This is a genomic window from Pantoea sp. S61 (assembly GCF_016625145.1).
Taxonomy (GTDB): domain Bacteria; phylum Pseudomonadota; class Gammaproteobacteria; order Enterobacterales; family Enterobacteriaceae; genus Pantoea; species Pantoea rwandensis_B.
The window spans coordinates 415,487-427,717 of record NZ_JACVUO010000003.1 but is presented as its reverse complement, the minus strand read 5'-3'; the positions used below and the strand labels follow the sequence as shown (position 1 = coordinate 427,717).

At 51.4% G+C, this 12,231-nt stretch carries 10 protein-coding genes; 3 read left to right on the top strand and 7 right to left on the bottom strand.

Annotated elements, in window-relative coordinates; all coding sequences use genetic code 11:
- The 5 genes from wbaP to yeaG form a co-directional block, all read right to left on the bottom strand.
- Complete coding sequence (gene wbaP, locus IAE30_RS10015; RefSeq protein ID WP_045832177.1) at window positions 1–1,467, bottom strand: undecaprenyl-phosphate galactose phosphotransferase WbaP; 1,467 nt, start codon at window positions 1,465–1,467, stop codon at window positions 1–3.
- A gap of 377 nt (window positions 1,468–1,844) precedes the next feature.
- Complete coding sequence (locus IAE30_RS10010; RefSeq protein ID WP_034828766.1) at window positions 1,845–2,078, bottom strand: DUF1480 family protein; 234 nt, start codon at window positions 2,076–2,078, stop codon at window positions 1,845–1,847.
- A 77-nt stretch (window positions 2,079–2,155) separates the two neighbouring features.
- Complete coding sequence (locus IAE30_RS10005) at window positions 2,156–3,883, bottom strand: potassium/proton antiporter (protein WP_038646621.1); 1,728 nt, start codon at window positions 3,881–3,883, stop codon at window positions 2,156–2,158.
- Window positions 3,884–4,113: 230 nt separating this feature from the next.
- The gene (locus IAE30_RS10000) at window positions 4,114–5,391 is read right to left on the bottom strand and encodes a YeaH/YhbH family protein (RefSeq protein WP_034828771.1); all 1,278 of its coding nucleotides are present in this window, start codon (window positions 5,389–5,391) and stop codon (window positions 4,114–4,116) included.
- Between the two features lie 91 nt (window positions 5,392–5,482).
- Window positions 5,483–7,417 (bottom strand): protein kinase YeaG, encoded by a 1,935-nt coding sequence (yeaG, locus tag IAE30_RS09995; protein ID WP_038646623.1) that lies wholly within the window; start codon window positions 7,415–7,417, stop codon window positions 5,483–5,485.
- Window positions 7,418–7,824: 407 nt separating this feature from the next.
- On the opposite strand from yeaG, the gene IAE30_RS09990 reads away from it, so the two are divergent.
- Window positions 7,825–8,574, top strand: a complete 750-nt coding sequence (locus tag IAE30_RS09990; RefSeq protein WP_045816082.1) for a MipA/OmpV family protein — start codon at window positions 7,825–7,827, stop codon at window positions 8,572–8,574.
- Between the two features lie 84 nt (window positions 8,575–8,658).
- Window positions 8,659–9,507 carry an aldo/keto reductase gene (locus tag IAE30_RS09985; protein ID WP_200536818.1) on the top strand — a complete coding sequence of 283 codons (849 nt, stop codon included), beginning with the start codon at window positions 8,659–8,661 and terminating at the stop codon, window positions 9,505–9,507.
- Between the two features lie 24 nt (window positions 9,508–9,531).
- Here the strand turns inward: IAE30_RS09985 and IAE30_RS09980 are convergent, their stop codons facing one another.
- Together IAE30_RS09980 and gapA are read right to left on the bottom strand one after the other, a co-directional pair.
- On the bottom strand, window positions 9,532–10,407 hold the full coding sequence (locus tag IAE30_RS09980) for a D-hexose-6-phosphate mutarotase (RefSeq protein WP_200536819.1): 876 nt from the start codon (window positions 10,405–10,407) through the stop codon (window positions 9,532–9,534).
- Window positions 10,408–10,481: 74 nt separating this feature from the next.
- On the bottom strand, window positions 10,482–11,480 hold the full coding sequence (gene gapA, locus IAE30_RS09975; protein WP_039335472.1) for a glyceraldehyde-3-phosphate dehydrogenase: 999 nt from the start codon (window positions 11,478–11,480) through the stop codon (window positions 10,482–10,484).
- Window positions 11,481–11,818: 338 nt separating this feature from the next.
- Here gapA and msrB point away from each other — a divergent pair, with 338 nt between their 5' ends.
- Window positions 11,819–12,229, top strand: a complete 411-nt coding sequence (msrB, locus tag IAE30_RS09970) for a peptide-methionine (R)-S-oxide reductase MsrB (protein WP_034828790.1) — start codon at window positions 11,819–11,821, stop codon at window positions 12,227–12,229.
- Window positions 12,230–12,231: the final 2 nt, after the last annotated feature.

Genomic DNA, 12,231 nt, shown 5'->3' with positions numbered 1-12,231 from the left:
TCAGTAGGCCCCGTCGCGGCGTAACACCACACCTGCGGTTTTAAACAGAATGGCGATGTCGGTCCACAACGCCCAGTTTTTCACATACCAGGAATCGAAATAGACGCGAGTATCATAGTCGATATCGTTACGACCGCTCACCTGCCACAGACCGGTCATGCCCGGTTTCGCCATCAGGTAATAATCAACATCCCCCGCATAGCGTTCCAGCTCAACTTCAATCACCGGACGTGGACCCACCAGACTCATTTCACCACGAATCACATTCCACAACTGCGGCAATTCGTCGAGGCTGGTTTTACGCAGGAAACCGCCAATTTTGGTGATACGTGGATCGTTTTTCAGTTTGAAATCACGATCCCATTCTGCGCGCGCCTCTTCGCTGGTCGCCAGCAGGTTTTGCAACACTTCCTGAGAGTTAGTGACCATCGAACGGAACTTCAGGCATTTAAACTTAACGCCATCCTGCCCAACACGTTCATGCCCATAGATCGCATTGCCGCCATCACGTTTTACCATCGCACACAGCAGACCGAATACCGGGGCGAGGAACAGCAGCAACAGGGAGGCGACCACAATATCGAAGGTACGCTTGAGGAAGCGAGAAGAACGTTTTGCCAGGTTATTACTGACGCGCAGGATCATCACTTCGTGGCTGAAGATGAATGACATATCCGTACCGTAAAGCGGCACGCCGCGCAGGGTTGGGATCACGGAGATCGAGCGGCACTTCATTTTGGACAGGAACTTCAGCCATTTATCGCGCACCACCTGCTGTTCAAACTCAGTGGCGACGATAAATTGCGTGTTGTCGCGATCCATCGTTTGCCAGTTGATGTCTTTCCAGGTGATCACGGGTACACCATTAACGTTCTCAGGATGGTGCTCATCTTCCAGTGAGATGAAAGCCTGGACGTTGTAGCCGAGGATTTCCTCACTCTGCAGTGCTGCATAAGCTTCCATGGCATTCTTGCCTGAACCAATAATGATGGTCTCTTTCTGCCACTGACCTGCGCGGTTGATGGCTCGCTTGACCACCGCACGCATCAGCGGCAGCAGTAGCAGTGCGTAAGTCCAGCTAAACACCCAAACCATGCGCGAGAAGTCCCACTTGGAGAAGGCGATCAGCGCCAAATCCAGCAGCGAAAAAACGAACAGGGTTTTTACAATCTCTTTTAACTCGAACCAAAACGGTTTGCGGTAAGTGTAATGACGCATGCGCACCCAAAACCACGCGGTGCAAAGTACAGAAAGCCCTAATTGAGCGATAAAGCGGTATTCAATCTGCTGCGGCGGAATAAAGGTGTCCAGTTCTCCCCAAATACCCTGAACGGTTGCTGCAGATAGAAACAAAGCCAGATTCAGAGCAATTAAATCCGAAAAGCTTAAAGCGACTTTTGCGATGAGATTTTTACGCAATCCGCTCCACGAGCGGGTTGCATCATTCATTACCAATGTACTTGCCATAAAACCTGCTCTCTTTTCTTAAGTAAAAGATGGCCTGACCAGAATCAAGTACGCGCTCAGGAGTTGTCCACCGAAAATAAAAAGAAATGATTTTTCAGTGCGATATAAGTCAATGCTGCCATAAGCGCTGCATGGAAAGGGCCGTTTGAGACGTGATGTACGTCACGAAAAGCTGCAGCAACGTTTAAGAGTATGCAGGAGTTATTTGACAGAGTTAATATGGAAATAGTCTTAAAAGGAAATAAATGCTGCGTGAAATAGTGAGTTAGCTAATTGAAATACAAGGTTAAAACCAAAAAAAACCCAGATAGAACGCTTCATTTTAAGACTGCTTTTAGGAATGACCGCCATACGAAGCGGATGGCGGCGGGGGTACATCAGGCGGGTTTTTTTAATACCCAGCGGTCTTGTTGCTTGTCATAGTGTCCGATCTGCAGATCGACGGGCTCGCCATCAATCCACGCCGGCACACTGGTTTCATGATCCCAGCCATCGAGTTGGTAACTCAGGCCGGGGTTGGTATTGCAGGGAATGCTGATGGTATCGAGCTTTTCAGCATTCAGTTCTGCATCAACGATCTCGTAACGACCAATTTTTACCACGTGTCCCATGCGCTTCTCCCGTTTGTGCTGGGTGGAATAGTGATCATAGTAGCTCACACGCAGTTTTGGCGTTTTCGCAGTTCGGATTACTCCTTGTCTTCCATGACACGTACGCCAATTTTAACGATTTGGTTGTCCTCTTTCTCCGCCACGGTCCAGGTCAATTGGTTCCACTCCACCTGATCGCCCACCACGGGTGTACTGCCTAGCAGGCCCATCACCAGTTGACCGAGGGATTGCTGATCGTTGGTGGTTTCATCAAGTTCCAGCCCATAAATTTGCGCCACATCGCGTAAACGTGCCTCGGCATCCAGAATGAAGTCACCAAAGAAGCGTTGATCGAGCGCGACGGGTGGCGACTGACTGAACATTTTACCTAAAGCGGGCAAATCGCGTTCACGTCCAATCACACATAGCACATCGCCCTCTTTAAGGCGCGTACTGCCATTGGGATGCATCAGCGCGTTATCGCGGAACAGGGCAGCGATGCGCGTTTCGCGTGGCATCTGCAAATCACGCAGCGCGGCACCGATACACCATTTGTCAGCACTGAGTTGGTAAACAAACTGCTCCCAGGGGTTTTCAGGGTGGATATCCAGTCCGACGCGGCTAATAGGTGAGGCAGTAGGGGGAACCACAACTTTGGCGCGTTTGGCCGCATAGCCCAGCGAGGTGCCCTGTAGCATTAGCGACACGAGAACCACGAAGAAGGCGATGTTGAAGTAGAGCTTGGCGTTTTCCAGCCCGGCCATCATCGGGAATACCGCGAGGATAATAGGGACTGCGCCACGCAGGCCAACCCAACTGATAAAGATGCGTTCGCGGCCGGTAAACCCTTTAAATGGCAACAGACCCACCAGAATTGAAAGCGGGCGCGCCACCAAAATCAGCCAGAGAGATAAAATCATGGCTGGAACGGCGATGTGCCACAGATCAGATGGCGTCACCAGTAAGCCGAGCACGATAAACATGCCGATCTGACTCAACCACGCCATACCATCGAAGGTTTGCAGAATACCGTGACGGTTGCGGATCGGGCTGTTACCCAGCAGATAACCACACAGGTAAACGGCCAGTATGCCGCTGCCTTCCATGACTGTGGTCAGTGCAAACACAATGATCCCGCCGCTTAACGCCAGCAGGGGGTAGAGACCTTGTGCCAGATTGATACGGTTTATCAGTTGCTGTAGTGCCCAGCCGCCGCCCAGCCCCAGTACAATACCGAGACCGAACTGTTGCACCAGATGCACCACAAACATCCAGCTTAAGCCTGACTGGCCTTGCTGGATCATGTCAATCAGCGTGATGGTCAGGAATACCGCCATAGGATCGTTACTGCCGGACTCAATTTCCAGCGTGGAGCTGACACGTTCGTTAAGCCCTTTATCCCCCAGCAGCGAGAAGACTGCGGCGGCATCGGTGGAACCGATAATCGCGCCAATCAGGAAACCTTGCATCAAATCGAGTTTAAAGAGCCAGGCCGCCGCCAAACCGGTTAAACCGGCGGTTATCATCACACCGACCGTGGCGAGCGATAATGCGGGCCCCAGCGCCACCTTGAATGAGCTGGCTTTGGTGCGCATGCCGCCATCCAGCAAAATAATGGCCAGCGCGAGGTTGGATACCAGATACGCCACGGGGTAGTTGTCAAAAGCGATGCCGCCAATTCCGTCAACGCCAGTCAACATGCCTAACGCAAGGAAAATCACCAGAATAGGGATGCCAAGCCGTGACGAGAATGAACTCAGAAGAATACTTGCTGCAACCAGCACGGAACCAATAATAAACAAACTGTAAATCATGCTGGCATTCAACGGCGTTCTCCTGCGGTACGAGCGAAAATGACAAACTGCGGGGGATTCACACAGACAAGGTGAAAAGATAATGCCTTATCAATAGCTTGTCAGCGCTTAATTGCATATTTTTTCAATCTGCGGAGCGCTATCCCATAGATCGTTAAAATTGTGTGAAAAATCAGCGGGGATTTGAGGCGAATGAGCGGTGGCGCGGAAAAGAAAAAGCCGGTCAATGACCGGCTTGATGTTCAGGCTTCTGCCACCTGTTTGTGGAAAAGTTCTCTAAATACCGGATAAATGTCTTCTGGCTCGCGGATGTGCTGAATCGCGAAGTTATCAAACATGGCCTGCAGATGTTCATACTCACGCCACAGCGTCTGGTGCGCACGGCGCGTGATTTCGATGTAGCTGTAATAACGTACAACCGGCAAAATATGTTTGGCCAGAATCTCATGACATAACGGAGAGTCATCCGCCCAGTTGTCACCATCAGAGGCCTGTGCCGCATAAATATTCCACTGCGCCGGGTCATAGCGCTCTTTAACCACTTCATCCATTAACTTCAATGCGCTAGACACAATGGTGCCGCCGGTTTCCTGCGAGTAGAAGAACTCCTGCTCATCGACTTCTTTCGCCTGCGTATGGTGACGGATATACACCACCTCCACATTTTTATAGGTACGGCTCAGGAACAGATAGAGCAGAATATAAAAACGCTTCGCCATGTCTTTCGTGGCCTGATCCATTGATCCGGAGACGTCCATCAGGCAGAACATCACCGCCTGGCTCGAAGGCTCGGGGCGCTTCTCAAAGTTCTTGTAGCGCAAGTCGAAGGTATCAATAAAAGGCACACGTTCAATACGTGCCCGCAGTTCGGCAATTTCTTTGCGCAGCCGCTCCTCTTCCAGTAACTGAGCGGGTTCACTGTTTTCCACTTCCGTCAGCGTGGCTTCCAGTTCGTGTAGCATGCGGCGCTTGCCGGCGGTCATCGCAGTGCGACGTGCCAGTGAGTTTTGTAACGAACGCACTACGCTGATGTTGGCCGGGACCCCATTGGAGGTAAAGCCTGCGCGGTGGGTTTTATACTCATTCAGCTGCCGGTGCTGATTTTTACGCAGATTCGGTAAGGCAAGATCTTCAAACAGCAGATCGAGATATTCATCTTTCGATATCTGGAAAACAAACTCATCCTGTCCTTCACCGTCCTGACTGGCGTTGCCCTGACCGCTGCCGCCGCCACCGCCGCCCCCTTGTGGGCGCTCAATGCGGTCGTTCTGGACGAAATGATCGTTCCCCGGATGCACGCGATGGCGACTGCCGCCGCGTCCCTGATGGAAAATGGGCTCATTGATGTCATCGATAGGAATCGAGACAGATTCGCCGCTCTCCACATCGGTGACCGACCGCTTGTTGATGGCCTCGGAGATCGACTGCTTGATTTGCGACTTGTAACGGCGCAGGAAACGCTGCCGATTGACCGCGCTCTTGTTTTTACCGTTCAGACGCCGATCGATAAAATAGGCCATACATATCCCCCAAACTACAGTGCAAGCCAGGCCGGAACCTCTCCGGCCTCCTGTTGCGGCGTCGCGGCGCCGCGTAGCTTACAGGTAACGATTAAGACGATTTACGCACGCGCAGATACCATTCGCACAGCAGGCGTACCTGCTTGCGGGTATAGCCTTTCTCCATCATGCGATCGACAAAATCATCGTGTTTTTTCTGTTCGTCCGTTGAGGTCTTGGTATTAAACGAAATCACCGGCAGCAACTCTTCGGTATTGGAGAACATTTTCTTCTCAATAACCGTGCGCAGTTTTTCGTAGCTGGTCCAGTTGGGATTACGTCCACTATTTTGCGCCCGGGCACGCAGCACAAAGTTGACGATCTCGTTACGGAAATCTTTCGGGTTACTGATCCCGGCAGGTTTCTCGATTTTTTCCAGCTCGGCATTCAGTGATTCACGATCAAACAACTGTCCGGTATCGGGATCGCGGTACTCCTGATCCTGAATCCAGAAGTCGGCGTAGGTTACGTAGCGGTCAAAGATGTTCTGGCCGTATTCTGAATAAGACTCCAGATAGGCGGTCTGAATCTCTTTGCCGATAAACTCCGCGTATTTCGGGATTAGATAACCTTTCAGGTGCTCAAGGTATTTCTCTGCCAGATCCTGCGGGAACTGCTCGCGTTCAATTTGTTGCTCCAGTACGTAGAACAAATGTACCGGGTTGGCCGCCACTTCGGCATGATCAAAGTTGAACACGCGCGACAGAATCTTAAACGCGAAGCGGGTCGAAAGGCCGTTCATGCCCTCATCCACGCCGGCGTAGTCATGATACTCCTGCCATGATTTCGCTTTTGGATCGGTATCTTTCAGGCTTTCACCATCGTAGACGCGCATTTTTGAATAGATGCTGGAGTTTTCCGGATCTTTCAAACGCGACAGGATAGAGAAGCGCGCTAAGGTCTCCAGTGTGCCCGGGGCACATGGCGCCGTCGTCAGCTCACTGTGATTGAGCAGTTTGTCGTAGATTTTGATCTCTTCCGACACCCGCAGGCAGTAAGGCACTTTGACGATATACACACGGTCAAGGAACGCTTCGTTGTTCTTGTTATTACGGAAAGTCACCCATTCTGATTCGTTGGAGTGCGCCAGAATGATGCCATTAAACGGCAGGGCAGAGATCCCTTCAGTACCGTTGTAATTACCTTCCTGAGTGGCGGTCAGTAAGGGATGCAGCACTTTGATCGGTGCTTTAAACATCTCAACGAATTCCATAATGCCCTGGTTCGCGCGGCACAGTGCGCCCGAGTAACCATAAGCGTCAGGATCGTTTTGCGCGTGGTTTTCCAGTTTGCGGATATCCACCTTACCGACCAATGCAGAGATATCCTGGTTGTTCTCATCTCCCGGTTCCGTTTTGGCGATGGCCACTTGCTCCAGGATAGAAGGCCAGACTTTGACCACTTTGAAGCGGGTAATATCGCCGCCGAAGTCATGCAGGCGTTTTGCCGCCCACGGCGACATGATGGTGCCCAGGTAACGCCGCGGCACGCCATACTCTTTCTCCAGAATATTGGCGTCTTCCTGCGGGTTGAACAGGCACAAAGGATGATCGTTTACCGGGCTGCGTTCGCCATCAGCGCTCAGCACGTAGATCGGTACGCGTTGCATCAGGGCTTTCAAACGCTCAGCAAGTGACGATTTACCGCCACCGACCGGCCCCAGCAAATAAAGAATCTGTTTCTTCTCTTCCAGGCCTTGCGCAGCGTGTTTCAGGTAGGAGACGATCTGTTCAATCGCTTCCTCCATACCATAAAACTCTTCGAAGGCGGGATAGCGTCCCATGACGCGGTTAGAGAAGATTCTGGAAAGGCGTGGCTCCTGCGCCGTGTCAACCATCACCGGCTCACCGATAGCCATCAATAGTCGCTCTGCAGCGTTGGCGTATGCACTGCGATCCTGTTTACAGACAGCGAGAAATTCCTGCAGTGTGAACTCTTCGTCCTTGGCAGCTTCATAACGCTGACGATAGTGATCGAATATATTCATAGCGATGCCCGTCCTTTCGTTTTTAGCACAGGTAAAGGAGCGAAATTAGATACGTTTGCAGCTCCCGGAAGATATTCTTTATTGAGTACAGCAACCCTTATGCCAACCTGACGTTTTTTTATCGGGATACACAATTCTTATGGTTACTCTGCTCGTTCAAAAAGTCTCGTCTTACTTTTAACTGTAGAAGGCATTCAGAAAATCTGCAGCCACATTTCTCCTTATTTAGCGATATATCAATAACAAAGTCTCATAAGCACTAAGGCATTCAGTTTGCATGTCTACGCTGGCAACCAGCCTCAGACTATTCCGTGCGGGTGATAAACATCCCTGATTTAACGTTAACTCATCGCGAAAATTTAGTTAGACTCTGCGTGTGATTGTTATATTAATGGACTGATTAAATTGTGAACCAATTCAAACTTAAAGCGCTTGCTTGTGTTGTTCCTTGTTATTTTGCGGCGTTCAGCACTCATGCAGAACCCTTATCACTTGGGGCTTCAGTTATTTATGCCCAGTCACCTTATCGCGGTGGGCAGGACCGATACATCCCCATCCCGGTCATCAATTATGAAGGCGAAAACTTCTGGTTCCGTAGCCTGCAAGGTGGCTATTACCTGTGGAAAGATCAGCAGAATCAACTGTCGTTAACGCTGCTGGGTTCACCACAGCAGTACGATCCTAAAGATAATGATTTGGGGGACATGAAGGCACTGGATAAGCGTCGGATGACCCTGATGGCGGGTGCCAGCTATCGCCATGTTGCCGATTGGGGCATTGTGCGTACTGCGCTGCTGGGCGATGTGCTGAACAACAGTAATGGCATCATCTGGGATCTTACCTATCTGTATCGCTTCGATTTTGGCGCGTTTAGCCTGACACCAGGCATCGGTGCAATGTGGAACAGCGCCAACCAAAACCGCTACTACTATGGCGTGTCTTCGCATGAAAGCGCACGGACAGGTATTGCTGAATATCAACCGGACGACAGCTGGTCACCCTATGTGGAAATGAACGCCAGCTATCAGATTAGCGATAGCTGGAACGCCAGTTTGTCCGGGCGTTACACCCGTTTTGACAGCGAAATCAAAGACAGTCCGATGGTGGACAAAAGTGGCCAGTTCACCCTCTGGACCGGCATCAGCTACAGTTTCTAATGGTTTTCTGCGGCGCCTCTTAATGAGGCGTTTTTATTACATTGCACCAATAGCGCGCCCCATCCTGGCGCATCGGGAGCCTTAATGAAGACAATTCAATTTCGTGGAGAACCAGCATTACCTGCCATTGGGCAAGGAACGTGGTACATGGGGGAGAATGCAGCGCTGCGTCGTCAGGAAGTCTCGGCATTACAGGCTGGGTTGGATTTGGGCTTGCAACTGATTGATACCGCAGAAATGTACGCCGAAGGCGGTGCAGAAGAGGTGGTGGGCGACGCGTTACGCGGACGCCGCCATCAGGCCTGGCTGGTGTCAAAAGTCTATCCGTGGAATGCCGGCGAAGTGGATGCCATAGAGGCCTGCGAGCGCAGCTTACAGCGCTTAAAGACCGATTACCTTGATCTCTATCTGCTGCATTGGCGCGGTAATGTGCCACTGGAGGAGACGATTCATGCCATGGAAACCTTGCAACAGCAGGGAAAAATACGGCATTGGGGCGTATCCAATTTCGATACTGACGATCTGCAAGAACTGTGGAGCGAGCCGGGCGGTGAAAACTGCTCGACTAATCAGGTGCTGTATCACCTGGCATCACGAGGAATCGAATACGATTTATTAGCGGCATGCCAGCGACGTGATATGCCGATCATGGCGTATTGCCCTCTGGCGCAGGCGGGACGCTTGCGTCAGTCACTGTTTGAAGATCCCCATTTGAACCAAATTGCACAACATAAGGGCATCAGCGTGGCGCAATTGCTGCTCGCGTGGGTGATTCGTCGGCCAGGCGTGATCGCCATTCCCAAGGCCAGCAGCCAACAACACGTGGCGGAAAATGCGGCTGCGTTAGACCTGCATTTGAGTGTTGAGGAGTTGGCGATCATTGACCGGGCGTTTCCAGCACCGCAACATAAAACGGGCTTAGACGTGGTATAGCGGCGCATCTGCGCCGCAAAAAAGCTACTTATTGCGCACGCGCAGGGTGGTACCTAGGCGAGCAGGGGATTCCCCGGCACTTTTCATCGCCTTGTTGATGCGAGCCGTTTCTACGCAGACCATGGTTTTGTAACCCTCATTAGGCATATCCGCCATGCTACAAGACAATTCCGGCCCTGGGTTCCATGTGACAACGTCACTTTGATAGTGGTGATACACTTCAATCTGACGTTTACCCGCGATGTCATGAATCACACTGCAATCCTCGGCAGCCGTGTGAATCCGATCGACGCGATCAGGGTAGGTTTGCTTGCCATCAGCCGAACTGCCCACCGTATTTGCATCCACTTTATCGATATAGCTGTTTCCTAAGCCACTCACTTCAACCTGATCAATATCGGCGATCTGGAAGTATGTATGTAAGGCAGCGGTGGCTTCGTAATCGCCCCAGGCCTCCAACTCGATTTCACAATGCTCGGCGATACGGAAACGGGCCAGCAGGGTGAAATCATGTGGCCACAACTTTTTCGTTTGTGCGTTGCTTTCCAGCGTGAACGTCAGCATTACCGCATCTTCGTTCTCATCGTGTGCGGTAAGCGTCCAGGGTTGATTACGGGCGAAACCGTGCGCCGGTTCACCTGCAGGTCCAAACCATGGCCAGCAAATGGGCACACCACCGCGAATCGCTTTGCCTGTGGCAAACGGCGTCTTCTCGCTTAACCAAATCACCGGCTGCTGGCCGCTGGGCTGCCATGAGAGCAGATGCGCGCCTTGCAGCGCAATCGCCGCACGCACCTTGGGATGGCTCACAACGACGATGGGCAAATCGCCCATCTGGCGTTGCGTCAGATATGGGGTGATCTGATTCACCACCGGCAAACTATAAAGCGTATCTTGCATCGTCAGACCTTCTCTTCTTCCAAATGAAAAAAAAGGGGCGACCGAAGTCACCCCTTGTCTGGTTCGCCAGTTGCTTACTTAGCAGCAACCAGTGCAATCAGATCCAGAACTTTGTGTGAGTAGCCAGTTTCGTTGTCGTACCATGAAACCAGTTTCACGAAGTTGTCGTTCAGTGCGATACCGGCTTTAGCATCGAATACTGAAGTCAGGGTTTCGCCATTGAAGTCGGTAGATACGACGTCGTCTTCGATGTAACCCAGAACGCCTTTCATCTTGCCTTCAGATTCAGCTTTGATTACGGCACAGATTTCTTTGTAAGTTGCTGGTTTTTCCAGACGTACAGTCAGGTCAACAACAGACACGTTCGGGGTAGGAACGCGGAACGCCATACCAGTCAGTTTACCGTTCAGCTCTGGCAGAACCACGCCGACTGCTTTTGCAGCACCGGTAGAAGATGGGATGATGTTCTGAGCTGCGCCGCGGCCGCCACGCCAGTCTTTGTGAGACGGGCCATCAACGGTTTTCTGAGTTGCGGTGGTGGCGTGAACAGTGGTCATCAGGCCTTCAACGATACCGAAGTGATCGTTGATCACTTTAGCCAGTGGTGCCAGGCAGTTAGTGGTGCAAGAGGCGTTAGAAACGATGTCCTGTCCCTGGTATTTGTCGAAGTTTGCACCACGAACAAACATTGGGGTCGCATCTTTAGATGGACCGGTCAGAACCACTTTCTTCGCACCAGCCTGAATGTGTTTGCGTGCGGTTTCGTCGGTCAGGAAGATACCGGTTGCTTCAGCAACAACGTCAACGCCCACTTCATCCCATTTCAGGTTAGCCGGGTCTTTCTCAGCAGTAACACGGATTTTTTTGCCGTTAACAATCAGCGCGCCGTCTTTAACTTCTACGGTACCGTCGAAACGACCGTGCGTAGAGTCATACTTCAGCATGTAAGCCATGTAATCCGCGTCGAGCAGGTCGTTGATTGCAACGATTTCGATGTCAGAACGCTGCTGTGCAGCACGGAAAACGATGCGACCGATACGGCCAAAACCGTTGATACCTACTTTGATAGTCATATATTCCACCAGCTATTTGTTAGTGAATAAAAGGTTGGCTGTAAAATTACAAAAACCTTACCAGGCGTCAAGCGGAATCGTGTCAATTGTTGCGACAGGTCAATTCCAACGCCAGGAATAATTGGATGCGCAATCGCTTACGCAGCACCCTTATTGCGCGCCTATGTTACGCCGAATGGCGGCCGAAAAGGGATGACTTTTGCAAAGGGTGATCGATGTCACAATTTTGCGCTGTGGCAGTCGTGACGAACGGGTTCGCACGAAAAAAGACCATGAAGATGTTGTTCGTTTGTTAGAATACTAGTCGATTTTTACAGAATGACACTCCGGAACTCAAAATGGCTAAAGACACCGCACCCGAGGCAAAAATCGCGCAGCTTTCTGAGATGCAGCGCTATGTCACACAGCATCGCGGCACGGAACCTCCTTTCAGTGGCGCATTACTGCACAACAAGCAGGAAGGCATTTACCACTGTTTAGTGTGCAATTCACCGCTGTTCCTCTCCGATTCTAAATATGATTCAGGCTGCGGCTGGCCGAGCTTTTACCAGCCTTACAGCGACGAAGCGATTCGTTACCTGGAAGATGATTCCCACGGCATGCACCGTGTGGAAATTCGCTGTGGCAATTGCGATGCGCATCTCGGCCACGTGTTCCCGGATGGCCCGCAGCCTACCGGTGAGCGCTACTGCGTTAACTCTGCCTCATTGAGCTTTACCGATGAGCAGGGCAAGCAACAAGAGGGCTGAGC

What these genes read in the sequence shown, in the direction of transcription:
- yeaG (WP_038646623.1), bottom strand. Translation starts at nt 7,417, where the DNA reads ATGAATATATTCGATCACTATCGTCAGCGTTATGAAGCTGCCAAGGAC.
- IAE30_RS09980 (WP_200536819.1), bottom strand. Translation starts at nt 10,407, where the DNA reads ATGCAAGATACGCTTTATAGTTTGCCGGTGGTGAATCAGATCACCCCA.
- IAE30_RS09985 (WP_200536818.1), top strand. Translation starts at nt 8,659, where the DNA reads ATGAAGACAATTCAATTTCGTGGAGAACCAGCATTACCTGCCATTGGG.
- IAE30_RS10010 (WP_034828766.1), bottom strand. Translation starts at nt 2,078, where the DNA reads ATGGGACACGTGGTAAAAATTGGTCGTTACGAGATCGTTGATGCAGAA.
- msrB (WP_034828790.1), top strand. Translation starts at nt 11,819, where the DNA reads ATGGCTAAAGACACCGCACCCGAGGCAAAAATCGCGCAGCTTTCTGAG.
- gapA (WP_039335472.1), bottom strand. Translation starts at nt 11,480, where the DNA reads ATGACTATCAAAGTAGGTATCAACGGTTTTGGCCGTATCGGTCGCATC.
- wbaP (WP_045832177.1), bottom strand. Translation starts at nt 1,467, where the DNA reads ATGGCAAGTACATTGGTAATGAATGATGCAACCCGCTCGTGGAGCGGA.
- IAE30_RS10000 (WP_034828771.1), bottom strand. Translation starts at nt 5,391, where the DNA reads ATGGCCTATTTTATCGATCGGCGTCTGAACGGTAAAAACAAGAGCGCG.